Annotated in this window: 23 protein-coding genes and 3 pseudogenes; 11 read left to right on the forward strand and 15 right to left on the reverse strand. The window is 68.6% G+C overall.

Annotated features, from left to right (window positions below; genetic code table 11):
• Positions 1-8 precede the first annotated feature (8 nt).
• The 8 genes from YS110_14955 to YS110_14990 are packed head-to-tail and all read left to right on the forward strand — an operon-like array spanning position 9 to position 8150.
• The gene (locus YS110_14955) at positions 9-2480 is read left to right on the forward strand and encodes a conjugal transfer protein TrbE (GenBank protein UJB65963.1); all 2472 of its coding nucleotides are present in this window, start codon (positions 9-11) and stop codon (positions 2478-2480) included.
• Positions 2477-3232, forward strand: a complete 756-nt coding sequence (gene trbJ, locus YS110_14960; GenBank protein ID UJB65964.1) for a P-type conjugative transfer protein TrbJ — start codon at positions 2477-2479, stop codon at positions 3230-3232. The genes YS110_14955 and trbJ overlap by 4 nt, the downstream gene beginning before the upstream one ends.
• An 11-nt stretch (positions 3233-3243) precedes the next feature.
• Positions 3244-3570 carry a hypothetical protein gene (locus tag YS110_14965; protein ID UJB65965.1) on the forward strand — a complete coding sequence of 109 codons (327 nt, stop codon included), beginning with the start codon at positions 3244-3246 and terminating at the stop codon, positions 3568-3570.
• Positions 3567-4919 (forward strand): P-type conjugative transfer protein TrbL, encoded by a 1353-nt coding sequence (trbL, locus tag YS110_14970; protein UJB65966.1) that lies wholly within the window; start codon positions 3567-3569, stop codon positions 4917-4919. The genes YS110_14965 and trbL overlap by 4 nt, the downstream gene beginning before the upstream one ends.
• Before the next feature lie 18 nt (positions 4920-4937).
• Positions 4938-5642, forward strand: coding sequence for a conjugal transfer protein TrbF (locus YS110_14975; GenBank protein ID UJB65967.1), 705 nt, complete (start codon positions 4938-4940; stop codon positions 5640-5642).
• Positions 5639-6634: a P-type conjugative transfer protein TrbG gene (gene trbG, locus YS110_14980; GenBank protein ID UJB65968.1), complete on the forward strand. Its 996-nt coding sequence runs from the start codon at positions 5639-5641 to the stop codon at positions 6632-6634. Before YS110_14975 ends, trbG begins: the two co-directional genes overlap by 4 nt.
• Positions 6635-6636: 2 nt before the next feature.
• The gene (locus YS110_14985) at positions 6637-7908 is read left to right on the forward strand and encodes a TrbI/VirB10 family protein (GenBank protein ID UJB65969.1); all 1272 of its coding nucleotides are present in this window, start codon (positions 6637-6639) and stop codon (positions 7906-7908) included.
• Entirely contained in the window at positions 7905-8150 is a 246-nt protein-coding gene (locus tag YS110_14990; protein ID UJB65970.1) for a DUF2274 domain-containing protein, read from the forward strand. The genes YS110_14985 and YS110_14990 overlap by 4 nt, the downstream gene beginning before the upstream one ends.
• A gap of 373 nt (positions 8151-8523) precedes the next feature.
• Here the strand turns inward: YS110_14990 and YS110_14995 are convergent, their stop codons facing one another.
• The 4 genes from YS110_14995 to YS110_15010 are packed head-to-tail and all read right to left on the reverse strand — an operon-like array spanning position 8524 to position 11475.
• Complete coding sequence (locus YS110_14995; protein UJB65971.1) at positions 8524-9303, reverse strand: SDR family oxidoreductase; 780 nt, start codon at positions 9301-9303, stop codon at positions 8524-8526.
• Between the two features lie 5 nt (positions 9304-9308).
• Positions 9309-9923, reverse strand: coding sequence for an LPS export ABC transporter periplasmic protein LptC (gene lptC / locus YS110_15000; GenBank protein ID UJB65972.1), 615 nt, complete (start codon positions 9921-9923; stop codon positions 9309-9311).
• Positions 9920-10486, reverse strand: a complete 567-nt coding sequence (locus tag YS110_15005; GenBank protein ID UJB65973.1) for an HAD hydrolase family protein — start codon at positions 10484-10486, stop codon at positions 9920-9922. Before YS110_15005 ends, lptC begins: the two co-directional genes overlap by 4 nt.
• The gene (locus YS110_15010) at positions 10486-11475 is read right to left on the reverse strand and encodes a KpsF/GutQ family sugar-phosphate isomerase (GenBank protein ID UJB65974.1); all 990 of its coding nucleotides are present in this window, start codon (positions 11473-11475) and stop codon (positions 10486-10488) included. The genes YS110_15005 and YS110_15010 overlap by 1 nt, the downstream gene beginning before the upstream one ends.
• Positions 11476-11527: 52 nt before the next feature.
• Here YS110_15010 and YS110_15015 point away from each other — a divergent pair, with 52 nt between their 5' ends.
• Positions 11528-13516: a cation:proton antiporter gene (locus YS110_15015; protein UJB65975.1), complete on the forward strand. Its 1989-nt coding sequence runs from the start codon at positions 11528-11530 to the stop codon at positions 13514-13516.
• A 67-nt stretch (positions 13517-13583) separates the two neighbouring features.
• Here YS110_15015 and YS110_15020 read toward each other — a convergent pair whose 3' ends face one another.
• Positions 13584-16094, reverse strand: a complete 2511-nt coding sequence (locus YS110_15020; protein ID UJB65976.1) for an EAL domain-containing protein — start codon at positions 16092-16094, stop codon at positions 13584-13586.
• A gap of 116 nt (positions 16095-16210) precedes the next feature.
• Here YS110_15020 and YS110_15025 point away from each other — a divergent pair, with 116 nt between their 5' ends.
• On the forward strand, positions 16211-16765 hold the full coding sequence (locus YS110_15025; protein UJB65977.1) for an adenine phosphoribosyltransferase: 555 nt from the start codon (positions 16211-16213) through the stop codon (positions 16763-16765).
• A gap of 40 nt (positions 16766-16805) precedes the next feature.
• Here the strand turns inward: YS110_15025 and YS110_15030 are convergent, their stop codons facing one another.
• Positions 16806-17672 (reverse strand): hypothetical protein, encoded by an 867-nt coding sequence (locus YS110_15030; protein ID UJB65978.1) that lies wholly within the window; start codon positions 17670-17672, stop codon positions 16806-16808.
• An 85-nt stretch (positions 17673-17757) separates the two neighbouring features.
• Positions 17758-18252 carry a cyclic nucleotide-binding domain-containing protein gene (locus tag YS110_15035; protein ID UJB65979.1) on the reverse strand — a complete coding sequence of 165 codons (495 nt, stop codon included), beginning with the start codon at positions 18250-18252 and terminating at the stop codon, positions 17758-17760.
• A gap of 127 nt (positions 18253-18379) precedes the next feature.
• Here YS110_15035 and YS110_15040 point away from each other — a divergent pair, with 127 nt between their 5' ends.
• Positions 18380-18916, forward strand: coding sequence for a hypothetical protein (locus YS110_15040; GenBank protein UJB65980.1), 537 nt, complete (start codon positions 18380-18382; stop codon positions 18914-18916).
• A 1-nt stretch (position 18917) separates the two neighbouring features.
• Here YS110_15040 and YS110_15045 read toward each other — a convergent pair.
• The 8 genes and pseudogenes from YS110_15045 to YS110_15080 all read right to left on the reverse strand — a co-directional run bounded on the left by YS110_15045 (position 18918) and on the right by YS110_15080 (position 26368).
• A pseudogene (locus tag YS110_15045) lies at positions 18918-19155 on the reverse strand (DUF3387 domain-containing protein).
• 12 nt (positions 19156-19167) lie between these two features.
• On the reverse strand, positions 19168-20229 hold the full coding sequence (locus YS110_15050) for a virulence RhuM family protein (protein ID UJB65981.1): 1062 nt from the start codon (positions 20227-20229) through the stop codon (positions 19168-19170).
• A pseudogene (locus YS110_15055) lies at positions 20219-20455 on the reverse strand (SAM-dependent DNA methyltransferase). Before YS110_15055 ends, YS110_15050 begins: the two are co-directional and overlap by 11 nt.
• Positions 20456-20580: 125 nt before the next feature.
• A complete protein-coding gene (gene mnmE, locus YS110_15060; protein UJB65982.1) occupies positions 20581-22008 on the reverse strand; it encodes a tRNA uridine-5-carboxymethylaminomethyl(34) synthesis GTPase MnmE in 1428 nt (475 codons plus the stop codon).
• Between the two features lie 109 nt (positions 22009-22117).
• Positions 22118-23709, reverse strand: a pseudogene (locus YS110_15065) (ABC transporter substrate-binding protein).
• 210 nt (positions 23710-23919) lie between these two features.
• On the reverse strand, positions 23920-25626 hold the full coding sequence (yidC, locus tag YS110_15070) for a membrane protein insertase YidC (GenBank protein UJB65983.1): 1707 nt from the start codon (positions 25624-25626) through the stop codon (positions 23920-23922).
• Entirely contained in the window at positions 25623-25913 is a 291-nt protein-coding gene (gene yidD / locus YS110_15075; GenBank protein UJB65984.1) for a membrane protein insertion efficiency factor YidD, read from the reverse strand. Before yidD ends, yidC begins: the two co-directional genes overlap by 4 nt.
• Positions 25910-26368 carry a ribonuclease P protein component gene (locus tag YS110_15080; GenBank protein UJB65985.1) on the reverse strand — a complete coding sequence of 153 codons (459 nt, stop codon included), beginning with the start codon at positions 26366-26368 and terminating at the stop codon, positions 25910-25912. Before YS110_15080 ends, yidD begins: the two co-directional genes overlap by 4 nt.
• Positions 26369-26417: the final 49 nt, after the last annotated feature.

The following is a 26417-nucleotide window of genomic DNA, read 5'->3' on the forward strand; positions in this document are numbered from 1 at the left end:
ACGCCGCGATGCTGAACCTCGCCGAATACCGCCAGCGCCCGGCCTTGCTCGCCGACTGGCTGCCCTGGGCCGGACTGGTGGCGCCGGGCGTCGTCTTGAACAAGGACGGCAGCTTCCAGCGCACGGCGCGCTTTCGTGGCCCCGACCTTGACAGCGCGACGCAAGGCGAGCTGATCGCCACGTCGGCTCGCTTGAACAACGCGCTGCGCCGCCTGGGTTCGGGCTGGGCGCTGTTCATCGAAGCCGAGCGCCGCGCCGCCGCCCACTACCCGCACTCTGATTTCCCCGAACCGTTGTCCTGGCTGGTCGATGAGGAACGCCGCGCCACGTTTGAGGACTCGGGCAATCACTTCGAGAGCTGCTACCACCTGACGCTGGTGTACCTGCCGCCAGAGGAATCGCGCGCCCGCGCGGCGGGGATGCTGTACGAGAACCGGCCCACCGAAGGCGTGGATTGGCGCGAGCGTCTGACGGCCTTCGTCGCAGAGACGGATCGCGTCTTTGACCTGCTCGACGGCGTGATGCCGGAGATCGCCTGGTTGGACGACAGCCAGACGCTAACCTACCTGCACGCGACCGTCTCGACGCGACGCTACCGCGTCGGCGTGCCCGAAGTGCCGTTCCATATCGACGCGCTGCTGACGGACTCCGCGCTGGTCGGCGGCCTGGCGCCCATGCTGGGCGACCAGCACCTGCGCGTGGTGTCGGTGCGAGGCTTTCCGACTTCGACCTGGCCGGGGATTCTGGACGACCTCAACCGCCTGGGCTTTGCGTATCGCTGGAGTACGCGCTTTCTCTGCCTGGACAAAGCTGAGGCGGAACGGGAGTTGGGGCGCCTGCGCCGCCAGTGGTTCGCCAAGCGCAAGAACATCATCGCGCTGCTGCGCGAAACGATTTTCCAGCAGGAAAGCCCGCTGGTCGATACCGACGCCAACAACAAGGCCGCCGATGCGGATGCTGCGTTGCAGGAGCTGGGCAGCGATCAAGTCGCCTTCGGCTACCTGACGGCGACCGTCACTGTCATGGATGCAGACGCTACTGTGGCCGACGAGAAGCTGCGGATGGTGGAGCGTGTGATTCAGGGCCGGGGTTTCGTGACGATCCCCGAAACCTTGAACGCCGTGGATGCGTGGCTGTCCTCGATCCCCGGCAACGCCTATGCGAATGTGCGCCAGCCCATCGTCTCGACGCTGAACCTGGCGCACATGATGCCGGTGTCGGCGGTATGGGCCGGCCAGGAGCGCAATGCGCATCTCGATGGCCCGCCGCTGATCGTCACGCGCACAGACGGCGCGACGCCGTTCCGGCTGGTGACGCACATCGGCGACGTGGGCAACACGCTGGTGGTCGGCCCCATCGGCATGGGCAAGTCGGTGCTGCTGGCGACGATGGCGATGCAGTTCCGCCGCTATCGCGGCTCGCGCATCTTCGCCTTCGATATGGGGCGCTCGATCCGCGCGGCCATCCTGGGCATGGGCGGCGAGCACTACGACCTGGGCGCGGATGACGAAATCGCCTTCCAGCCACTGGCCCGCATCGACCGCGAGGGCTACCGCACCTGGGCCAGCGAATGGGTGGAAGGCCGCCTGCTGCACGAAGGCGCGGCCATCGGCCCGGACGAGAAGGCGGCCATCTGGTCTGCGCTGGGGAGCTTGGCCAGCGCGCCGGTGGAGCAACGCACGCTCACGGGCCTGACGGCCTTGCTGCAATCGAACACCTTGCGCCAGGCACTCGCGCCCTACGTCCTGGGCGGAGCGCACGGCAGGCTGCTGGATGCCGACCACGACCGCCTCGGCACGGCCGACGTGCAGGCGTTCGAGATGGAGGAGCTGATGCACAGCAAGGCCGCTGTGCTCGCGGTGCTGCGCTACCTGTTCGCGCGCTTCGAGGAGCGGCTGGATGGTGCGCCCACGCTGCTGATTCTCGATGAAGCGTGGTTGTTCCTCGATGACCCGGTGTTCGCGGCGCGCATCCGCCAGTGGCTCAAGACGCTGCGCAAGAAGAACGTCAGCGTCATCTTCGCCACGCAGTCGCTCGCGGACGTGAAGGACTCGGCTATTGCGCCGGCCATCATCGAAAGCTGCGCAAGCCGCATCTTCCTGCCGAACCCGCAGGCCACAGAGCCGCAGATTCGCACGATCTACGAAGGCTTCGGCCTCAACAGCCGGCAGATCGAGATCGTCGCCACCGCGCAACCCAAGCGCGACTACTACTACCAATCCCGCCTCGGCAACCGCGTGTTCGACCTCGCCCTGGGGCCGGCGACGTTGGCGTTCGCTGGCGCTTCCACGCCGCAAGACCAGCGCGCCATTGATGACGTTCTTGGCCGCGTGCTGCTGGACGCCGGCGTGCCCGGCTTCGCGGGCGCCTGGCTGCGCCATCGCTGCCTCGATTGGGCGGCTGACCTACTGCCCTCGTTCCCCGGCCTCGCGCCGGGTTCCCTCCGTACCGCTGACCACCCCCAGGAGAACCAACCATGAAATTGCATACCCCCAAACTCGCCGCGCTGACCGCTGCCTGCGTGCTCGCCTTCGGCATCGCGCAGCCCGCGCATGCCTTGTTCGGCGTCGGCGACATCGTGCTCGACCCGACCAATCTGATTCAGAACACGATGACTGCTGCGCGCACGCTGGAGCAGATCAACAACCAGATCCGCCAGCTCCAGAACGAAGCGCAAATGCTCATCAACCAGGCGCGCAACCTAGCCAGCCTGCCGTCCAGCGTGGTCGGCCAGTTGCGCGCGAACCTGGCGACCACACAACGACTGATCGCGCAGGCCAAGGGCCTGGCCTACGACGTGACGAGCATCGACCGCGAGTTCGCGCGTCTGTACCCCGAGAAGTACGCCGCCACGGTGAGCGGCAATCAGATGTACCTCGATGCGCAGGAGCGTTGGAAGAACACGCTCAACGGCCTGCAAACCACCATGCAGATGCAGGCCCAGGCGTCGCAGAACCTGAGCGACGACGAAAGCGTGCTGGCCGACCTTGTGGGCAAGAGCCAGTCGGCCGAGGGTGCGCTGCAAGCGATGCAGGCCATGAACCAGTTGCTGGCCTTGCAGGCCAAGCAGTCGATCCAGACGCAGCGGCTCCAGATCACGCAAGACCGCGCCGCCTCGCTGGAGCTGGCGCGGCAGGCGGCGGCCACGGAGCGCGGGCGCGAGGTGACGCGCCGTTTCCTGGGCACAGGCACGCCGTACACGCCACAGCCCGTCAATTTCTACAACCGCTGACGGAGGCTGCCATGCAACGCACGCCCGTCGTGTTCGCCTTCGCCGTTCATGCGCTGGTGCTGACCGGCTGTGACCGGCCGCTGCAGTTGCCGGTGAATGCGCTCGCAGCCGACCCGGCCCGGCTGCACGCGCTGCGCGCGCAGTGCCGCGCGGGCGCGCACGACGGCGCGTTTTGCGCGCAGGTGGCCCAGGCCGACCTGCGGCGCTTTCTCTCCGGCCACGCTGGGCCGGGCGAGTACCAGACGCTGGCCGACCTGCCGCCGATCCCGCCCAGCTTCGATGAACCCGCCGATGGCAGTGGGGCAATGGCTCTGCCTGGGCAGGAGGACTCGCCATGAATGACGTGACGGTCATCGACCGCTTCCTCGATACCTTCTCGCGTTACATCGACTCGGGCTTCGGCCTGTTGCACGGCGAAGTGGCGTTTCTGACGGCCACGCTGATCATCATCGACATGACGCTCGCCGGGCTGTTTTGGGCGATGGGCCATGCCACCGGCCAGGGCGAGGACGTGATCGCCAAGCTGATCCGCAAGGTGCTGTACGTCGGCGCCTTCGCCTACATCATCGGCAACTTCAACTGGCTGGCCGGCATCGTGTTCCGCTCGTTCGCGGGCCTCGGCCTGACGGCCAGCGGCTCGACCCTGAGCATGGAGAACTTCCTGCAGCCGGGACGGCTGGCGAAGGTCGGCATCGACGCCGGGGCGCCGATCCTTCAGCAGATCGGCAACATGGCGGGCTTTCCCGAGGTGTTCGTGAACATCACGCCCATCGTCGTGATGTTCCTGGCGTGGCTGATCGTCCTCCTGTGCTTCTTCGTGCTGGCGATCCAACTTTTCATCACGCTGATCGAGTTCAAGCTGACCACGCTCGCGGGCTTCGTGCTCGTGCCGTTCGCCCTCTGGAACAAGACGGCGTTCCTAGTCGAGAAGGTGTTGGGCAATGTGGTGTCGTCCGGCATCAAGGTGCTGGTGCTGGCGGTGATCGTGGGCATTGGTTCGGGGCTGTTCGCGGAGTTTCAGGTACAGCCCGCCGAGCCATCCATCGACCACTCCGTGGTCGTGATGCTGGCCTCGCTGACGCTGCTGGCCTTGGGCATTTTCGGGCCGGGCATTGCGACCGGGCTGGTGTCCGGCGGGCCGCAACTCGGCGCGGGTGCGATGGCCGGTGCGGCGCTGGGCGCGGCCGGCGCTGCCGTTGCCGTGGGCGCTGCGGCCACGGGCGTCGGCGGCGCAGTCGCCGCCGGGGCGCGCATGGCGCCCGCAGCCGCCAAGCTGGCCGGTAGCGGAGCGCGTGCCGCCACCGGAGCCGCGAGCAGCGCCCGGTCAGCGTTTCAGGCAGGTTCTGCATCCGCCGGCGGTGGCCTCAAGGGCGCTGCCGCCGGCGTGGGCAATGTCGCCAAGACCGGCGCGCAGGCGGCCGGGCAGAAGGTGGCCTATGGCGCGCGTTCGATGAAGGAGCGCATGGCGGCGGCCTTTCGACCCGACGACGCCGGATCGGCGTCTGGGGCCGGTGCCGCCCAGGCGGCAAACGAGCCAACCCCATCCACCGAACAACCCGCCTGGGCCAAGCGCCTGCACCGCAGGCAGCAACTCACCCATGCCGCTACGACCGCCGCCCACACGCTGCGCGGCGGCGATGGCGGCAGCTCCAGCCAGGGGCCAAGCCTGCGCGATTCCGAATCCTGATCTTCAAGGAGAACTCCCATGCGATTCAAACGACCGCAGGTGCGCTACGCCGACACGCCGCAGCCTGCCACCCCGTACCAATCCGCCGCGCAAGTCTGGGACGAGCGCATCGGCTCGGCCCGCGTGCAGGCTAGAAACTGGCGTTTCATGGCCTTTGGCTGCCTCACCTTGGCCGTGCTGATGGCCGGTGGTCTGGTCTGGCGCTCCGCGCAATCCATCGTCACGCCCTACGTCATCGAGGTGGATAACGCGGGCCAGGTGCGCGCGGTCGGCGAGGCCGCCACGCCGTACCGGCCCAGCGATGCGCAGATCGCCTACCACCTGGGCCGCTTCATCGGCCTGGTGCGCAGCCTGTCCATCGACCCCATCGTGGTGCGGCAGAACTGGCTCGATGCCTACGACTACACGACCGACAAGGGCGCTGTTGTGCTCAACGAGTACGCCCGCGTGAACGATCCGTTCGCGCGCATCGGCAAGGAGTCAGTGACGGTGCAGATCACCAGCGTGACCCGCGCCAGTGACACGTCTTTCAACGTGCGCTGGACGGAGACGCGCTTCGTCAATGGCGCGCTGGATCGCACCGAACGCTGGAACGCCGTGGTTTCCATCGTGCAGCAGACGCCGCGCACCGAGCAGCGCCTGCGCAAGAACCCCCTGGGCATCTACGTCAACGGCCTGTCGTGGAGCCGCGAACTGGAAGGAAACGAAGGAGCAAAACCATGAATGATCTTTTCCGTAAATCCGTCTTGCCGGTGATGCTTCTGGCTTCGACCGTGCTGTTCTCTGGCTGCGCCACGCAGGGCAAGCCGCCGCCGACCATTTCGCTTGATGAGCCGGTACAGGCCCAGCCGCTGCCAGAGCCGCCTGCGCCTGTGGAGGTGGTGACCGTGCCGCAGGTGCTGCCGATGCCGGCGCAGATGAAAAGTGTGCCGGATGCCAAGCCCACGCCGGAACCCGCCGATGAAACCGTGCGCGTGTCCCGCGCCAATGCCGAAGCGCGCATTGCACCGACGCGCGAGGGCTACGTCAACGCAATTCAAGTCTGGCCCTTCACGGACGGCGCGCTGTATCAGGTCTATGCGGCCGTAGGCCGCGTGACGGTAATCGCGCTCCAGCCCGGTGAGGAGCTGGTGACGGTGGCGGCGGGCGACACGGTACGCTGGATCGTCGGGGACACATCGAGCGGCAGCGGTGATGCGCTGCGCGTCAATGTGATGGTCAAGCCGATCCGCTCGGGGTTGAAGACGAATCTGGTCATCACCACCAGCCGGCGCACCTACCTGCTGGAACTGACATCGACAGAGAAGACGTGGATGGCGTCGGTGTCCTGGGAATATCCCAAGGACAAGATGCTGGCCTTGCAGCGCCAGTCGCAGGCGGCCAGCGCCGCCGCGCCGGTCGATACCGGCCTGTCGCTGGAGAAGATCCGCTTCCGCTACGCCGTGTCGGGCAGCAATCCGCCGTGGAAGCCGCTGCGCGCCTTCGATGACGGCGAGAAGGTCTATATCCAGTTCCCGCCGGGCATCGCGCAAGGCGAGTTGCCGCCCTTGTTCGTGATCGGCGCGCAGGGCGACGGGCAACTGGTGAACTACCGTTTCCGCCCGCCGTACTACATCGTGGATCGGCTGTTCGGCGCGGCCGAACTGCGCCTGGGCGGTGATGGCGGTGACGTGGTGCGGATCGAGCGCACGGATGGCGTGGCGCGGAGGAACTGACCATGAGCCAGGACGACACTCCTGACCTCGCCGCGCCGCAGGCGGGCAAGGTAGCACCCGAGGCGGTGGCGCTGCGCGCCCAGCCGCGTCCGGTCACACGCTTGAACCGGCGCACGCTGGCCATCCTCGTCGGCGGCCTGTCGGTCGCCGTGCTGGGGGCCACGATCTGGTCATTGCAGCCGCATCGGCGTGGCGCGGGCGAGCAGACCGAGCTGTACAACGTCGATCGCGTGTCGAAGTCCGAAGGGCTGGATGGCCTGCCGGCCGACTACTCGAAGCTGCCGCCGAAGGTGCCCGAGCTGGGGCCGCCGCTGCCGGGCGATCTCGGCCCGGCCATCGTGAAGTCGCAGCAGCCGGTGACGCCGACGTATGCGCCACCGGGGCACGACCCGGAGGATGCACGGCGCAAGGAGGCTGATGCGGCGGCGGGTTCGTCGGTGTTCTTCCGCTCGGGCAACCAGGGCAAGGCCGCCGCACCGGGAACAGCGCAAGCCGCTGCGGTTGCGCCTGGCAGCGCCTTGGCCGGCTTCGACCCGCTGGCCGCCGGGCCAGCCTCGACGGCGGCCCAGCCTGCCGACCCCACCGCGGTGCAGAACCGGCAAGACCAGAAAGAGGCGTTCCTGAAAGGCGGTTCTACGGAAACCCGCAACTCCGGCAATCTGCAAATGCCGGTCTCGCCGTATCAGGTCATGGCGGGAACGGTGATCGCCGGGGCGCTGGTGACGGGCATCAAGTCGGACTTGCCGGGCGACGTGATCGTCACGGTGACGGAGCCGGTCTACGACACGGCCACGGGCAAGTTTCTGCTGATCCCCCAAGGCTCGCGCATCCTGGGCAAATACAACAGCCAGGTGAGCTACGGGCAGAGCCGCGTGCAGGTGGTGTGGAACCGCGTCATCCTGCCGGACACGTCTTCGCTGAAGCTCGACAACCTCGCGGGCACCGACCCGGCCGGTTACGCCGGCCTGGAGGATGGCGTCGATTGGCACTGGGATCGCGTCTTCGCGGGTGCGGCGTTGACCACGTTGCTGGGCGTGGGTGCCGAGTTGGCCGCGCCGGAGAACCGGCAGAACGGCAACCGGATCGTGATCGCCGGACGCGACAGCGCGCAGGACAGCATCAACCAGGTCGGCCAGGAGATGATCCGGCGCAACATGAACATCCAGCCGACGCTGACCGAACGGCCGGGCCTGCCGGTGCGGATCATCGTCAATCGCGATCTGGTGTTGCGGCCGTACCAGCCACTGTTCTTCAATCGGGGTGCAATGCGATGAGCGCGACCAAGAGGCTGCGGCTCGGGCCGCTGCCCAAGACCGAGAATGTGAAGCTGACCTTCGCTTGCCCGGCCAGCCTGAAAGCCGACCTCGACCGCTACGCCGCGTTGCACGCGCAGGCATACGGCAAAGCGGTCGATGCGACGACGTTGATTCCGCACATGCTGGAGGCGTTCATGGCGGGGGATCGGGGATTCAGGAAGGGAAGCGGGAGCAAGGCCGCACCGCCGAAGTCGGGTTGACGATGCGGGCGTATCCGCCATCCACTCACCAAGAAGGCGCAGCCCACTGGCTGCGCTTTCGCTTTTGAGGAGCTTTCTGGGAGTGCAGGACTATGACGACCGATGCGACCTTGCCTGCTGCGGTGCCCTTGCGCTTACCACCGCGAAGCGCCTATGCGACACCTAGCTCGAAAAGCAGCAAGAGCACACAACGGCTGAAATCTAGCCTAACCTACTACCCCATAAGACCTTTTGCCCCGCTGCATGTCTGCATGGAAGACTTGACAGCGGACATTTTTCATCGCCGGGGGCCGCCCCCAGATGAAAAAGCGGCCCCCTCGCGGGGGCAGCGAACTACGCGAAGCGAGGTAGCGTGGGGGCTTTTTCCATGGCGTCATTGCCCTGCCCGGTGCTTGCGCGGGCGCCCCGCGAGCAGGCGGTCGAACAGCGCATCGGGCAGCAGGCGCAGCAGCTTGGCCACCACGGCCATCTGCCACGGAATGACGCGGTAGCTGGTGCCCGCCGCGATGGCCCGGAAGGCCTGCCGCGCGAAGGCCTGCGGCGCCATCAGGAACGGCATGGCATAGCGGTTCTGCCGCGTCAGCGGGGTATCGACGTAGCCGGGGCAGAGCGTGACGACGCGCACGCCCGTGCCGCGCAGTTCGCCGCGCAGGCTTTCGCAGTAGCTGATGACGGCGGCCTTGCTGCTGCAGTACGCCCCGTGGCCCGGCAGCCCGCGAATGCCGGCCACGCTGCCGATGCCCACCAGGCGCCCGCTGCCGCGCCGCACCATGGGTGCCACGAAGGGCTGGAAGGTGGCGGCCATGCCGATGTTGTTGGTGGCGTAGAGGCGCGCCATCACGTCGATGTCCTCGCGCCGCGCCGTGTCCACGCCGATGCTGATGCCGGCGTTGGCGATCACCACATCGGGCAGCCCCTGGCGCGCGATGCAGTCCTCTCCTGCCGCGATGATGCTGTGCGGATCGGCCACGTCAGCGCTATAGATTGCATAGCTGCTGGCGCTGTACCCCTGGGCCTCGGCCCAGGCTTCCATCACATCGGCACGGCGCGCCACCAGCGCCAGGCGCCAGCCGGCCTGGTGGTAGTGCGCGGCCAGCGCCTGGCCGATGCCGCTGGAGGCGCCGGTGATGAAGACCAGGGGAGCCGTGGCCATGGCGTTCAGCGGGCCGGAGGCTGGAGAACGCCGTGCACGCGCCCGCGCAGCTGGAGCTGCTGGTCGAGGTTGTCGTAGTCCATGCTGTCGGCGGTGAAGCGGTCATGGCCACGCAGCAGCACCACGGGCAGGTGCGAGCGCACGCGCTCGTCGCGCGTCCAGGCGTGCAGGAACTCGCCCTCGAACTGCAGGCGCGGCAGCAGCTTGCCATCGCGCTGGCGCAAGGGCTCGCGCGTGATGACGGCGTTGCCGAACAGCTGCACCTGCGAGCCGTCGGCGTTGCTCACGCCGCGCCGCGCCGTGGCCACGGTGACGCGCCCTTCGGGCGAGATGGAGCGCATGCGCACCTGGTCGATCTCCAGCGTGTCGGTGTCGGGGTAGTGGTGCGCCACCTGGCCCTGCACCTCGCTTTGCAGGCGGCCCGCGCCGTCGAAGGTCTTGACCGAGAAGCCCTTCATCGAATAGTCGGGCTCGTGCCGGGGCGCGCCCTCGGCCGTGGGCGGGCGCAGCACCGGGGCGTTGCGCACCAGCCACCAGGTGCCCATGGCCAGCAGCCCCATGAGCAGCACCGGCAGGTACAGCGACAGCCGGTCCCAGGTGCGCCGCAGCCGCGTCTTCATTCGGCCGCCTGCGCCAGCAGCGCCGCGTAGCGGCCACTGGCCACGAGCAGCAGGTCGCACAGTTCGCGCACCGCGCCGTCGCCGCCGCGCGCCTGCGTGACGATGTGGGCCACGGCGCGCACCTCGGCGTGCGCATTGGCGGGGGCGCAGGCCAGGGCGGCGCGGCGCAGCATGGGCAAGTCGGGCCAGTCGTCGCCCATGGCGGCGGCCTGGTGCCACTGCAGGCCCAGGCCGGCGAGGATGTCCTCGGCGGCGGGGCGCTTGTCCTCGGTGCCGAAACGCGCGTGCTGCACGCCCAGGGCCCGCAGGCGCAGGCGCAGCGCGGGGGAGTCGCGCCCCGTGACCACCGCGGGCGTGATGCCCGCCTGCTGCAGCAGCTTGATGCCGTGGCCATCGAGCGTGTGGAAACGCTTGAGCGACTCGCCCGCCTCGCTGAAGTACAGGCCGCCATCGGTGAGCACGCCATCCACGTCGAAGAACACGACGCGCACGTCCTGGGCGCGCAGCAGCCGTTGCGGGTCGGGTTGCAGCACGGGGGGCAGGGTGGGCAGGGTGGCGTGCATCAGATCACCTTGGCGCGCATCAGGTCGCGCACGTGCACCAGGCCCACGAGGCGGGCGCCCTCGGCCACCAGCACGCTGGTGATGCCGTGCTCCTCCATCATGGCGGCGGCGTCGGCGGCCAGCGCCGTGGCGGCGATGGTGCGTGGCCCGGCGTGCATCACGGCGCCCGCGGTGGCGGCGCGCAGGTCCGCCCCGGCCTCGATGCGGCGGCGCAGGTCGCCATCGGTGAAGATGCCTTGCAGGGCGCCTTGCGCATCGACGATGGCGGCGCAGCCCAGGCCCTTGGCGCTCATCTCGCGCATCAGTGCGCTGAACGAGGCCTCGGGCGCCACCACGGGCAGCTCGGCGCCCGCGCGCATGACGTCGCCGACCAGGGTGAGCAGCTTGCGCCCGAGCGCGCCGCCGGGGTGCGAGCGTGCGAAGTCCTCGGCGCGGAAGCCGCGCGCGTCGAGCAGGGCCACGGCCAGCGCGTCGCCCAGTGCCAGTTGCACCGTGGTGCTGGTGGTGGGCGCGAGGTTGAGCGGGCAGGCCTCGCGCTCGACGCTGCTGTCGAGCACCACGTCGGCGTGGCGCGCCAGCGTGGACTGCGCCCCGCCCGTCATCGCCACCAGCGGCACGCCCAGGCGCCGCAGCATGGGCAGGATGGCCGTGAGTTCGGTGCTCTCGCCGCTGTTGGAGATGGCCAGCACCAGGTCCTGCGGCGTCACCATGCCCAGGTCGCCATGGCTGGCCTCGGCGGGGTGCACGAAGAAGGCAGGCGTGCCGGTGGACGCGAGCGTGGCGGCGATCTTGCGGCCGATGTGGCCGCTCTTGCCGATGCCCATGACCACCGCGCGCCCGCTCACCTGCAGCATGCGCTGCACCGCCTGGGCAAAGCGCCCGTCGAGCCGCTGGCCCGTCGCGTGCAGGGCAGCGGCTTCGATTTCGCAGGTCTCGCGGGCCAGGCGCAGGGCCCGGGTGGCATCAAAAGGGCGCAAAGCGGAAGGCATCGGGCGATTTTATCGGGGTGGTGCGGCGCATCGCTCGGATAGCATCGGGTGAATGTCTTCGCTTGCGCTTACCTTGCTGTACCTCCTGGCTGCCGTGCTCGGCGTCGTGGCCTGCCGCAGCCTCAAGCTGCCGCCCATGCTGGGCTACCTGAGCGCGGGCATCCTGATCGGCCCGCACGCCTTCGCGCTGGCGCAGAACTCCGAGGGCGTGCGCCACCTGGGCGAGTTCGGCGTGGTGTTCCTGATGTTCGCCATCGGGCTGGAGTTCAGCCTGTCCAAACTGCGCGCCATGCGCCGCTTCGTGTTCGGCCTGGGGCTGCTGCAGGTGGCGCTGACCATGGCCGCCGCCATGGGCGGCGCGCTGCTGCTGGGGCGCTGGCTCGGCGGCGCGTGGGACATGGGCTGGCAGACCGCGCTGGCGCTGGCCGGCACCCTGGCGCTGAGCAGCACGGCCATCGTCGTCAAGCTGATGGCCGAGCGCGCCGAGCTGGAGAGCGAGCACGGGCGGCGTGTGCTGGGCATCCTGCTGTTCCAGGACCTGGCCGTGGTGCCGCTGCTGATCCTGATTCCCGCGCTGGGCAGCGCGCCCGACCGGCTGCTGGCGGCCCTGGGCCTGGCGCTGCTCAAGGCCGCCGTGGTGGTGGGCGTGCTGCTGTGGGGCGGGCAGAAGGTGATGCGCTGGTGGCTCACGCTGGTGGCGCGGCGCAAGAGCGACGAGCTGTTCATGCTGAACCTGCTGCTCATCACCCTGGGCCTGGCCTGGCTGACCGAGCTGGCGGGCCTGAGCCTGGCGCTGGGCGCGTTCATCGCGGGCGTGCTGGTGTCCGAAACCGAATACCGCCACCAGGTGGGCACCGACATCCGCCCGTTCCACGACGTGCTGCTGGGGCTGTTCTTCATCACCGTGGGCATGCTGCTGGACTGGCACATCCTGATCGAGCACTGGGCGCTGGTGCTGGCGCTGCTGGTGCTGCCCATGCTGCTCAAGGCCGGCATCATCCTGGCGCTGGCGCGCGGCACCGGCGCCACCACGGGCACGTCGCTGCGCACCGGGCTGTACCTGGCGCAGGCGGGCGAGTTCGGCTTCGTGCTGCTCACGCTCACGCAGACGCACGGGCTGGTGCCGCCCGCGCTGCTCAACCCGATCCTCGCGGCCATGGTGCTGTCGATGCTGGCCACGCCCTTCCTCATCGCGTACAGCAACGCCATCGTCATGAAGCTGGTGGCCAGCGACTGGCTGCAGCAGTCGCTGCAGATGACGACGATCGCGCGCAAATCCATCAACACCAGCCAGCACGTCATCATCTGCGGCTACGGGCGCTGCGGCCAGAACCTGGCGCGCCTGCTGGAGCGCGAGGGCATTCCGTACATGGCGCTGGATCTGGACCCCGACCGCGTGCGCCAGGCCGCTGCCGCTGGCGACTCGGTAGTGTTCGGCGACGCCTCGCGCCTGCAGGCGCTGATGGCCGCCGGCCTGGTGCGCGCCAGCGCGGTGGCCGTGACCTACCTGGACATCGCGGGCACGCTGCGCGTGCTGGCCAACGCGCGCGAGCACGCGCCCCAGGTGCCGGTGGTGGTGCGCACGCAGGACGACCTGCACCTGGACAAGCTGCAGGCCGCCGGCGCCACCGAGGTGGTGCCCGAGGCCATCGAGGGCTCGCTGATGCTGGCCGGCCACCTGCTGGCGCTGGTGGGCGTGCCCATGCGGCGCGTGATCCGCACGCTGCAGGACCAGCGCGAGGCGCGCTATGGCCTGCTGCGCGGCTACTTCCACGGCGCCGACGACGACGCCACCACCGGGCGCGACCAGGCGCGCCTGTCCAGCCTGACGCTGCCGCCCGGCGCCGGCAGCCTGGGCCAGCCGCTGGCGCATCTGGCGCTGCACGCCGTCGGGGTGCGCGTGGTCAGCGTGCGCCATGGCAGCGGCCGGGTGGCCGCGCCGGACGAACAAAGGCCCCTGGCCGAAGGCGACACGCTGGTGCTCTCGGGCCACCCCACGGCACTGGCGCTGGCCGAGGACAAGCTGCTGCGCGGCGGCTAGGTTCAAGCATAAAAATGGCCTCTAGCGCTTATGCAGCAAGCGCTAGCAGCTATCAAAAAAGGAGTTTTCAGTCGCGCAGCGCGGCTGCGGGTGCGGGGCGGCCGAACAGGTAGCCCTGGAAACGCTGGCAGCCGTTGCGCAGCAGGAACTTGCGCTGCGCGGCGGTTTCCACGCCTTCGGCCACCACGTCCAGTCCCAGGCTGCGGCCCAGCCCGATGACGGTGCAGGCGATGGCAGCATCGTTCGGATCGGTCAGCACGTCGCGCACGAAGCCCTGGTCGATCTTGAGCTGGTCCAGCGGCAGGCGCTTCAGGTAGGACAGCGACGAGTAGCCGGTGCCGAAGTCGTCCAGCGCGAAGCGCACGCCCTTGGCGCGCAGCGCCTGCATCTTGGCGATGCACTCCTCCACGTCGTGCAGCAGCAGGCTTTCGGTCAGCTCCAGCTTGAGCTGGCGCGGATCGACCTCGGCATGGGCCAGCGCGTCGAGCACCTGCTGCACGAAGCCGGGGTGGCGGAACTCCTGCGCGCTCACGTTCACCGCCAGCGTCCAGTGCGCGCAGGCATCGTCGCGCGCCCAGCACGCCAGTTGCTGGCAGGCCAGGCGCAGCACCAGCTGGCCCAGGGGCACGATCAGGCCGGTCTGCTCGGCCACGCCGATGAACTCGCCCGGCGGCACCATGCCGCGCTGCGGGTGCTGCCAGCGCACCAGGGCCTCGGCGCCCAGCACCGCGCCCTGGGCGTCCACCACGCGCTGGTAGTGCAGCAGGAATTCGTCGCGCTGCAGCCCGGCGCGCATGTCCGTCTCCAGCGCCGAGCGCGCGTTGGCCGCCGCCTGCATGCTGGCGTCGAAAAAGCACAGCGTATTGCGGCCGCGCGACTTGGCCTGGTACATGGCCAGGTCGGCGTGCTGCAGCAGTTCGGACACGGGGGTTTCCTGGCCCTGGAACAGGGCGATGCCGATGCTGGGCGTGCTGTACAGGGTGCGCCCGCCCAGCTGGTAGGGCTGGCCCAGGGCCGCGATGATCTTGTGCGCCACCACCTCGGCCATGGCCGCGGCGCGCTCGGGCGCGCCGTCGAGCCCCTGCAGCACCACCACGAATTCGTCGCCCCCGAGGCGGGCCACGGTGTCGCTGGCGCGCACGCAGCCGCTCAGGCGCATGCTCACCTGGCTGAGCAGGTGGTCGCCCCAGTCGTGGCCCATGCTGTCGTTGATGGCCTTGAAGTTGTCCAGGTCCAGGAACAGCAGCGCGCTGTGCTTGCCGTCGCGCACGCTCTGGCGCATCGATTGCTGCAGCCGGTCCTGCAGCAGGCGCCGGTTGGGCAGGCCGGTGAGCTCGTCGTAGAACGCCAGGCGCGCGATTTCGGCCTCGGCGCGCTTGCGCTCGGTGATGTTGCGCGCCACGCCCCGGTAGCCGGTGAACTGGCCCTGGTCGTCAAAAATCGGCTCGCCGCTGATGGAGGCCCATTGGACCGTGCCGTCGGACCGCACGCGCTGCATCTCGAAGTCCTGAAAGACCGCGTGCGCCTCCAGTTGCGCGCGGTGGGCCGCCCACTGGGCCTGGGTCACGCCAGCGTGGGGCAGTTCCCAGCGCCGCTTGCCATACAGCTCCTCGTCGCTGGCGCCCAGCTCGCGGTCGGGGCTGCCGTCGAAACGCACGAAGCGGAACTCCGCATCCTGCTCCCAGTACCAGTCCGACGACAGCTGGGTGAGGCTGCGCCAGCGCGCCTCGCTCTGGCGCAGCGCTTCCTGGATGGAGACGTAGTCGGTCACGTCGGTGAAGGTGCGCACGTGGCCGCCTTCCTCGACCGGGCGGGTGCGCACCTCCAGGTAGCGGCCCGCGGGCGTGCGGCGCAGGTACATCTCGGGCATGGGCGGGCGCTCGCCCGCGGGCGCCGCGCATTCCGAGGCCACGTAGGAGCGGCCCACAGCGTCGACCAGGGCCATCTGCGGCCCGAAGTCGCCGCGCGCCGCCTGGAACTTCACCACCGCTTCCAGGGGCGGATGGTCGCGCAGCAGCGCTTCCGGCAGGTCCAGCAGCTCTAGAAAGCGCTGGTTGTAGACACGGATGCGGCCCTGCCCATCGACCTTGATGATGGCCTGCGACACGCTGGCCAGGGTGACTTCGAGTTCGCGCGTCTTTTCGGCCAGCAGGGCGCTGGTGCGGTCGAGCTCGGCCTCCACCTCGCGGCGCGCGCGCTCGGCAGCGGTGCGCACCAGCAGGTCCTCGATCTGCCCCGGGAGCTGGTGCAGGTAGCCCAGGTCGGCGTCGCGCAGCACGAAATCGCCGAAGCCGCGGCGCATGGCCTGGGCCGCGGCCTCTTCCTGGCCGGGCGGCAGCACGATGATGGAGGGCAGGCCGGGCAGGCCATCGAGCGCGTCGAAGGCGCTCCCGTCGGCCAGCGCATGCGCCACCAGCACCGCGTCGAACGGCGGGTCGGGCTGCCCGAGCAGGGCACGCGCCTGGGCGACGCTGGGCGCCACATCGACCCGCCACCCCAGCGGCCCGCCGACCAGCGCACGCACCACCGCGTCGGCGTGCTGCGCGTCGCCTTCGATCAGCAGGACAGAAACAGGCATGGGTCTCCAGGGAGTGGGGGCGAGAAGTCCAGGACTATCCAGGGCATGCGGCCGCTGTAACGGGGATTATGGGGTGATTACACTGGCTGACCGTTTCAGCACCATCCCAGCGCCCCATGCAGCCCTTGAGCGTTTCCGAATACCTGCGCCAGCATATCCGCACCGTGCCCGACTGGCCCGCGCCGGGCGTGCAGTTCCGCGACATCACGCCGCTTCTGCAGGACCCGCAGGTGTTCCGGGTGCTGATCGACGCCTTCGTGCACCGCTACATGGGCCGCGGGATGCGCCCCGACGTGGTGGCAGGCCTGGACGCGCGCGGCTTCATCCTCGGCTCCGTGGTGGCCTATGAGCTGGGCGTGGGCTTCGTGCCCATCCGCAAGAAGGGCAAGCTGCCGTTCACCACGGTGCAGGAGACCTACGAGCTGGAATACGGCAGCTCCACCGTGGAACTGCACACCGACGCCGTGCGCCCCGGCGACCGCGTGCTGCTGATCGACGACCTGATCGCCACGGGCGGCACCATGATGGCCGGCAAGAAATTATTGGAAAAACTCGGCGCCCAGGTGACCGAGGGCGCCTCCATCGTCGATCTGCCGGAGCTCGGCGGCTCGCAGCGCCTGAGGGACAGCGGGCTTGCGCTGTTCACGCTGGTCGATTTCGCCGGGCACTGAGAACGAGTGAACGACCCCTGGCGGATTCGTTCACTCGTTCTCAGTGCAGGTCGCCGTACTGGGTGCGGCTGAGGTCGGACGACGCCGTGTTGTCGTCGGGCATCTCGGTGTCCTCGAAGCCCGTCGATGCCGATGGTGCCAGGCGCGGGCCGGAGCGCACGGAAACCCCCGTGGGCGCGGGCGCCACGGCGGGGCCCGTGGCGGCTGCTTCGGTCAAGGCGCGCTTGAAGGCGGCCACTTCGTCGGCCTCGATGGGCTCGTAGCGCGTGCCGTTGCGCGGCGACAGCAGCGGCGCGGCGGGCGCGGCAGGAGGCACCAGCGGTTCGGCACCGATGACCGGCAGCATCGGCTCCGGCGGCGCGGGCGGCACCAGCGGCGCCGGGCGGCGCGGCGGGCGTGGCGCCAGGGTGGGCGCAGGCGCGCCCGTGGCGGGTGCATGCGCATGTGCGAGGGCGCCGGGCGTGCCGCTCTTGAGCGGCTGGCCGACGGCGACATGCTCGTTGGTGCGCCAGTAGACCGCCGTCACCAGGATGTCGAAGCGCGCCTTGGCGGTCTGGGCGATCAGTGCCTCGATTTCCGCCAGGCGCGCGGTATCGCCGCCATACTCGCGCGCCAGGTCGATCATGACCAGGAACTGGCGGCCGTGCTGGTCCAGCGACAGCACCTTGAACTTGTAGCTGCTGGACAACACGCTGGCGCGCACCATGGCGTCGCGCACCACGAGGTACAGCAGCTCGCGGCGCTCGATGCGTTCGTTCTTGCGGTTCGCGGCCGGGTCGGGCGGCGGCAGCGGCCGTCCCGGCACCAGGGGAATGGTGGCATCGGCACCGAGCACGCCATGGGTTTCGCCCGCTGGACGCGGCTTGGGTGGCGAGGGTTTGCGAGAAAACCAACTGAACAGTGACATGCCTTCCCTTCAGCGGATACACGAACGAAATGTGACCGAGTGTACCCTGAGCCCCCCGCGGGGCGGCGCCCGGTACGGTGCCTTGTCAGGTGGCCGCGACGCGCCTGCGGCGGTTGCCCAGGCGCTTGGCGAGCACCGCGCCAGCGCCCATGGCGACACCCAGCGCAATGGCCGGCTGGCGGTTGGACAGCTCGGTGAACCGCAGCGCCGACAGCCCCCACAGCTTGCATGGCGCCGCCGCCTGCACCGTGGCGCTGCGCGGGCGCATGGAGAAGAACGCCCCCTCGCCCACCACTGACCCCGCGGCCACGAGCGCCAGGCGCAGGCGTGACTTCTCGTCTTCGTAATGGACGCTGAGGCTGCCGCTTTCGATGAGGTAGAGCGTGCGGTCGTTCGTGCCCTGGCTGAACAGCACCTGGCTGGCGGCGAGCACGCAGGGCTGAAGGTAGGGCGCCAGCACCTCCCATTGGGCCGGGGCGAGCATGTTGGGGCCCAGGCTGTCCTCGGCGTGGGCCTGGGCGATGGCGCCGATCAGGCCCTGCAGGTCGTACTGGGGGGCGGCGTGGGGCATGGCGTTCATAGAGGGCCGAAGCTAACCCCGTTGCAGGCGCGGCACAAGCGGTGCTTACCAGCCATTACACCTGCAATGTCGCGCGTTACAGGCACAATCGCGCGGCGTTTCACTTAATTCCCCTATTCCCCACACCATGTCGATCGCTTTGTCCAAGCCTTGGCCTGTGGCCCTGGCCTGTCTGCTGGCCTGTGCCGGCGCAGGCGCCGAAACCGCCAGCGAGGCGCCGTCGCGCCTGTCCGGCTGGACCTTCGGCTACGCGCCCTACACCCTGCATTACTCCGACGCCAAGAAAGAGCACGATTGGGAGCCCGACGAGCAGAAGCATTCCTACGTGTGGCTGCTGCAGGCCGAGAAGGCGCTGGACGAGCGCCACATCGCCGGCCTGGCGATTTTCAACAACTCGTTCGGGCAGTTCACGCAGTACGCGTACTACGGCTGGCAGTTCCGTCCGTTCGACAGCATGCCCCGGTTCTACGCCAAGCTCACCGGGGGCATCATCCACGGCTACAAGGAGCCGTACGAGAAGAAGATTCCGCTGAACCACAAGAGCGGCTGGGGCATCACGGCGATTCCCGCCATCGGCTACGACTTCACGCCGAACTGGGGCGCGCAGCTCAATGTGCTGGGCAACGCGGGGCTGATGTTTCAGGTGAACTACACGGTGCGCTGAGTCACTGGGCGTTCCACGTCGCCGCCAATGCCTCGGCCTGCTGCAATACCGTCTGCACCGCCGCGTCCTGCAGGTCGGGCGGATGCCGTACTTGCGCACAATGCGCTTGACCAGCACGCGCATGCGCGCACGGGCCGAATCACGGCGCGCCCAGTCCACAGAAATGTTGCCTTTGAGGCTTACCAGCAATTCGCGGGCAACTTGTCATCGCCCAGCATCTGCACGGCTGATGCGGATTTGCCTTCAACCGTCTAACTTTTCTTCGTGGAGACCACGCGCACGCGAGTTGACGTTTCCAGCCGCTTCACCTCATCCACCGCGCGATCAAAGTCGCTGCCCGTTTGCGCTTCCAAACGGCGGCATTCGGTGTCGTGCTTCTCGAATTCGGCATGGGCGTGCCGCTCGGCTAGCGCATGCGAAATCTTGCCCGCATGGGTGAGCACGTTGCGCTCATTGAATTCCAGAAAGGCGTCCAGCCGTGTGATCCAGTCCGCCATGTGCATGGTCTTTCGGCGGCGCGCCTGGTCTTCGGCGAAGTCCAGGTACATGGAGACGATGCGGTTGAGTTCGCGCAGTTCTTCTTCACCCAGGTAGTTTTTGGCGACGGTGACGTCGACTTTGCGGATGGGGCCATTGGGGGCGTTCTTCCACGTCGCCAGGCCCATGTTGGGCTGTGCGGCATCGGCGCGCAGCTTGACCAGTTCGGCGGCCGTGTGGCCATGCACGGCCCAGTGCAGCTTGTTCTGCACGGTGGCGTAGAAGTTCTGGCTCAGCTCGTGCCTCGGGTCGTAGTCGATGCTGGTGGCATAGATGTCGGTGATCTTTTGGTAGAACAGCCGCTCCGAGGCCCGGATGTCGCGGATGCGCTCCAGCAGTTCGTCGAAGTAGTCAGTGCCCAGCGTGCGCCCGGCCTTGAGGCGCTCGTCGTCGAGGGTGAAGCCTTTGGCCAGCAGTTCCGACAGGCGTGCCGTAGCCCACTGGCGAAAGGCTGTGCCCCGATGTGAGCGCACCCGGTAGCCGACGGCGAGGATAGTGTCCAGGTTGTAATGCTCCACCGTGCGGGAAACGTCCCGGCTGCCCTCGCGTTGAACTATTCGGAAACTCCGAATAGTTGTCTCCGGGCTGAGTTCGCCGTCGGTGTAGATGCCCGCCAGGTGTTCATTGATGGTTGGAACCGATACCTGATACAGCTCGGCCAGCAGGCGCTGGGACAGCCACACCGTCTGGCCTTCCAGCCGCACCTGCACATTGGCTGCACCGTTCTCATAGATGAGGATCTGGCCGGGTTGCTCGTTCGGGTCGTCAAATGCCATAGCCCAAGTGCTCCAAATTCTTGTGGATGAGCGCATCCAGCTTCGATGCCTCCACCTGCTGTTCTCGCCACAATGCCGCTAGCCGCTGCATCTTCTCGTCGAACGGCGCACCGTTGTCCTCCTGCGCCGCCGCGCCCACATGGCGCCCTGGCGTGAGCACATGGCCGTGCTTGCGCACTGCATAAAGCGGGGCGGATTTGCAGTAGCCGGGCACGTCGGCGTATTCACAGGCTGCCACCCCCGCCGCGCACCATCCACATTCGAGCCATGGGGTTCTCCCTTGTATTTGCGTCATCCGCTCAGCACGGCCAGTCATTCCGTTGCCAATGTCGTTGGCTGGGCATCCTGGGATTACTTGCCGATGCAGAAGCTGGAAAAGATCACGCCCAGCAGGTCGTCGGCGCCGAATTCCCCGGTGATGGCGCCCAGCGCGTTCTGCGCCAGGCGCAGTTCCTCGGCCAGCAGGTCGAGCGCCGGGCCGCTGCTTTCGAGCTGCGCGGCCGCTTCCATCAGGTGCGCATCGACGGCGCGCAGCGCCTCGGTGTGGCGCGCGCGCGCGATGTAGAGGCCCTCGGCCGCCGGCTGCCAGCCCGCCGCCTCCAGCAGCAGGCGGCGCAGCGTGTCCAGGCCCGCGCCGGTGCGCGCGGACAGGCGCACGGCGCCGTGGCCGGGGGCGCTGCCGGGCTGCACGCCGGGCGCGGCATCGGTCTTGTTCCACACGTCGATCACGGGCACGCCCGGCGGCAGGCGCTCGGCCAGGGCCTGGGCGATGGCGGCGTCGGCGGCCACGTAGCCGGACTGGTTCTGGCGCGTGAGGTCGTGCAGGAACAGCACGGCGTCGGCGCCAGCGATCTCGTCCCAGGCGCGCGCGATGCCGATCTTTTCCACCTCGTCGCTGCTGTCGCGCAGGCCGGCGGTGTCGATCACGTGCAGCGGCACGCCTTCGATCTGGATGGTCTGCTGCACTTTGTCGCGCGTGGTGCCGGCGATGGGCGTGACGATGGCCAGCTCGGCGCCCGCCAGGGCGTTGAGCAGCGAGCTCTTGCCGGCGTTGGGCTGGCCCGCGATCACGGCCTTGATGCCTTCGCGCAGCAGCGCGCCCTGCTGCGCGCGCTGCATCACGGTGGCCAGGGTTTGCTGCAGTTTCGATAGCTGCCCGCGCGCGTCCGCCTTGCGCAGGAAGTCGATTTCTTCCTCGGGGAAGTCGAGCGTGGCCTCGACCAGCATGCGCAGGTGCACGAGCGCGTCGCGCAGGCCGTGGATTTCCTCGGAGAACGCGCCCGAGAGCGAGCGGCCCGCGCTGCGCGCGGCGGCGGCGGTGGAGGCGTCGATCAGGTCGGCGATGGCCTCGGCCTGCGCCAGGTCGATCTTGCCGTTGAGGAAGGCGCGCTCGGTGAACTCGCCCGGCGCGGCCAGGCGCAGGCGCGGCAGCACGCCGGCCGCGGCCCCTGCGGCCCCTGTCGCGCCCTGGGCCGCTTCCAGGCAGCGCGCCAGCAGCAGCTGCAGTACCACGGGGCCGCCGTGGGCCTGCAGCTCCAGCACGTCCTCGCCGGTGTAGCTGTGCGGCGCGGGAAAGAACAGGGCCAGCCCCCGGTCGATGGGCTGGCCCTGGGCGTCGGGAAAGGGCAGGTAGTGCGCCTCGCGCGGGCGCAGCGCGCGGCCGAGCAGGGCCTGCACGAAGGGCGCGAGCCCGTGGCCCGATACGCGCACGATGCCCACGGCGCCGCGCCCCGGCGCGGTGGCGATGGCGGCGATGGGGTCGTGGTGGCGGGCAAGCATGGGCGCTATTGTGCTATTGAAAAAGAAGCTGCCAGCGCTTGCCAGAAAAGCATTTCATGGCGAAAAGTGCCTGAAACCTTTTCCTGGAAAGCGCTGGCAGCTATCGTTTTTACTTGATGGTGGTCCAGGTGGGCATCGGGCGGTCGTCCGCGCGGTGCGGGGTTTCCACGTTCTTGCGCATGGCCCAGGGGCGGATCTGGTGGTGCAGCGGGATGTAGTAGTACGCGTCCTTCACCCGCTGCAGCGCCTGCGCGAGCAGCGCGTCGCGCTTGGCGGCGTCCATCTCGACCTTGATCTGGCCGATCATGCCGTCGAGTGCGGCGTCGCTGAAGCGGCCGCCGTTGTAGTTGCCGGCCGAGGTCTTGCCGTCCTTCGTGGCCATGAGGGCTTCGAGCGAGTACAGCGCGTCGAACGTGGCCACGCCCCAGCCGAACAGGTAGGCGCTGACGTCGTTGTTCATTACGCGCGTGACGAACTGCGCCATGGGCGCGGCCTGCAGTGTGGTCTTGACGCCGATGCGCGTCCACATGGCGGTGACGGCCTGGCAGATGGCCTCGTCGTTCACGTAGCGGTCGTTGGGGCAGTCGAGCTTGAGCGCGAAGCCGTTGGGATAGCCCGCGTCGGCCAGCAGCTTCCTGGCGGCTTCGACGTCGTACTTGGCGGCGCGTTCGTCCAGCGCCTTGCTCCAGCCATGCACCATCGGGGCCACCATGGTGCCCGCGGGCACCGACAGGTTGCGCATGGTGCGGCCGTGCAGGCCGGCGGAGTCGATGGCCTGGTACAGCGCCTGGCGCACGCGCTGGTCCTTGAGCGGGTTCTTGCCGGGCGTGCCGGCGCCGGGCAGCTCGTCGCGGAACTGGTCCAGGCCCAGGTAGATGGTGCGGTTCTCGGCGCCCTCGACCAGCTTGAGATCGGCATTGGCCTTCATGCGCGCCAGGTCCTGCGGCGGCGGATCGACGACGAAGTCCACCTGGCCCGAGATCAGCGCGGCCGAGCGCGTGGCGGCGGACTTGATGGGGGTGAACACCACGGTGTCGATGTTGCCCTGCGGCTTGTCCCACCAGTTCGGGTTCTTCTTGAGCGTGACCTTCACGTCGGGCTGCCAGCCTTCCATGACGAAGGGGCCGGTGCCGTTGGCATTGCGCGAGGCGTAGTTCTCGTCCTTGGCGGCGTAGTCCTGTGACTTGGCCGCGTTGTGCTTCTCGGCCCAGGCCTTGTTCATGATGCGCGCCTCGGTCAGCTCGCGCAGCAGGATGGGGTTGGGGCCCTTGAGGAGCAGGTCCACGGTGAAGTCGTCCACCTTCCTGACTTCCTTGAGGCTCTGCACGGCGGATGTCATGTTGGACGGCGGCGTCATGGCGCGCGTGAGCGAGAACACCACGTCATCGGCGGTGAACGGCGCGCCGTCGTGGAACCGGACCCCCTTGCGCAGCGCGAAGCGCACCTGCGTGGGCGACACCTGCGTCCACTGGGTCGCCAGGGCAGGCTCGATCTGGTACTTGGCGTCGTAGCGCACCAGGCTCTCGTACACCTGCTGCAGGAAGGCGTGCGTGGTCTGGTCTGGTGGTTCTGCGCGTGCGGATCCACGGTGAGGATGTCGTTGGCGCCCGCCCAGCGCAGCGTGGCCGCGCCCGCGCTGCCGAGGCACAGGCATACCGCCGCCCCCACCATGCCCAGTTTCAAGGTCTTGCGCTGCATCATCTGCCGGCTCCTTTCGGGTTGCGTTGCCAATCGGCCATGGTACCCAAAACGGAGAAGGGCGCGCGCCCGGTGCGCAGCCTTTGATACGGGCGCGGCCCATGCCAGCGGACGCCGCGCAAGGGCCGCCCCGCCGCGCGGGCGTCGTCCCCCTTCCCGGAGCGCGCAGCGCGCAGAGAGAAGGGGGAAGCGGCGTAGCCGCTCAGGGGGTTGTCACCTGAACTTCGGCAGATTGAACTGCGGCGGCACGCCCATGCGCTTGTTGATGATCCACTGCTGGGCGATGGACAGGATGTTGTTCGTCAGCCAGTACAGCACCAGGCCGGCGGGGAAGAAGAAGAACATCACGCTGAACATCAGCGGCATGATCCACATCATCTTGGCCTGCATCGGGTCGGGCGGCGCCGGGTTCAGCGCGGTTTGCAGCAGCGAGCTGGCCGTCATCAGCAGCGGCAGGATGAAGAACGGATCGGGCGCCGAGAGGTCATGGATCCAGCCCAGCCAGGGGGCGTTGCGGATCTCCACGCTGGACAGCAGCACCCAGTACAGGGCGATGAACACGGGGATCTGGATCATGATGGGGAAGCACCCGCCCATCGGGTTGACCTTCTCCTCGCGGTAGATGCGCATCATCTCCTGCTGCATCTGCTGCGGCTTGTCCTTGAGGCGCTCGCGCATCTCCATGATCTTTGGGTTGATGGCCTTCATCTTGGCCATGCTGGCGTAGGCCTTGGCGTTGAGCCAGTAGAAGGCGATCTTCAGCAGCAGCACCAGGCCGATGATGGACCAGCCCCAGTTGCCCAGCACGCCGTGGATCTTGTCGAGCAGCCAGTACAGCGGCTTGGACAGGATGGTGAACATGCCGTAGTCCTTCACCAGCTCCAGGCCGGGGGTCAGGCTCTCCAGCGTCTTTTCCACCTGCGGGCCGGCGAACAGGCGCGCATCGACCGCCTTGGCCTGGCCCGGGGCGATCTCGCCCACAGGGGTAATCATCTGCACCCGGTAGCAGCAGTCGGGCGTTGACGCGCCAATATCGGTGGCTTCCATGTTCAATTGGCGCGGCACACCATCAGGCAGCAGCCAGGCCGAGGCGAAGTAGTGCTGCACCATGGCGATATAGCCATTGGTGGATTCAGAGGGGATATCGAACTTCTTGGCCTTGATGTCCTTGAACTCGACCTTCTGGTACTTCTTGGCCTCGGTGTAGACCGCGGGGCCGGTGAAGGTGGAGTAGAACGACGACTCGCCCGCGGGTTTGTTGCCGTCGCGCACCAGCTGCAGGTACAGCTGCGGCGACACCGCGGCCGTGCCCGTGTTCACCACCTCGTGCTTCACGGCGATGTCGTAGGCGCCACGCTTGAGGGTCCAGGTCTTGGCCAGCTTCACGCCGCCCAGGTCGGGCGACTCGAAGCGTACCTGCAGGGTGTCCTCGCCGTCCTGGAGTTCACGCGGGCCGGGCACCAGCGCCATGTTGGTCTTGTGCGTGGGGAAGGCGCCGCCGATCAGGCCGGTCTGGGCCTGGTACACGCGGCTGGCGCTGTCGTCGAACAGCACGAAGGGCTTGGCCTTGTCCTCCATCGCCGGGTACTTGAGCAGCTCGCCGTGCACCAGCGAGCCACCCTGGCCGTCGAACTCCAGGCGCAGCACGTCGGAGGTGACCGTGACGCGCTCGCGCGCCACGGGCGCCGCGGCCTTGCCGCCGGGCCCCTGGGCCGTCCCGGCGGGCGCTGCCGCCGGGGTGCTGGCGTGGGCGGCCGGCGCCGAGGCGGTGGCAGCGCCTTCGGGCGCGCTGGCCGTCACGGCGGCAGGGGAAGGGAAGAAGGTGGCCTTGTGGCCGTTGTGCACCTGCCACTTGTCCCACAGCAAGACCATGGAAAAGCCAAAAATCACCCACAGGATGGTGCGGCGAATGTCGTTCATGAAGACTTCTTTGCAGATGAAGGTTGTTGGGGGGGCGGTGTCTTGACCAGGCGCGAGAACAGCCGGGGCGGCTCCTGCGGCACGGGATCATGGCCCCCATCGCACCAGGGATGGCAGCGCACCAGGCGCCGCAGTGTGAGGTAGCTGCCCGCGGCCGCGCCATGCTGCTGCAGCGCCTGCAGCGAATACTGCGAGCACGTGGGCTCGAAGCGGCAGGCCGACCCCAGCCAGGGGCTGAGCAGCAGGCGGTAGCCGCGCACCAGCGCGATCAGCAGGGACTGCATCATGCCAGCGCCTCCGGGCGGGCTGGGTGGGCCGGATGGGCCACACGCGCCAGCAACTGCTGCAGCTCGGCGCGCACGGCCTGGCGCAGCGGCTCGGACCAGGCGCTGGGAAACTGCCGCCGGTCGAACCCGGCGCGCAGGCGCACCACGAAAGCCGCCGGCGGCAGGCGCGGCTCCAGCGCCGTGCCCAGGGCATAGACCTGGCGCTTGATGGCGTTGCGCGTGACCGCGCGGCGCGCCCAGCGCTTGGGCGCCATGGCGCCCATCCACACGCCGGGAACGCCAAACAGGGCCTGCGGCCCTTGCTCTGCAGGCAAGGAACCGGGCCCTGGCGGATGCGCGGCTGCGCTGGCGGAAACCGGAAGCACCAAGCGGTGCAAGGCGAAATGCGCTGTGCGGGAAACCACGCCCCCGGCCATGGCGGCCTGGAACTGCGCGCGCGTCTTCAGCCTGTGCATGGCAAGTGCTGCACTGGGAGCAACCCCGGCGGCAAGCCACCGGGCTGCG

Source organism: Acidovorax sp. YS12, assembly GCA_021496925.1.
GTDB lineage: Bacteria > Pseudomonadota > Gammaproteobacteria > Burkholderiales > Burkholderiaceae_C > Paenacidovorax.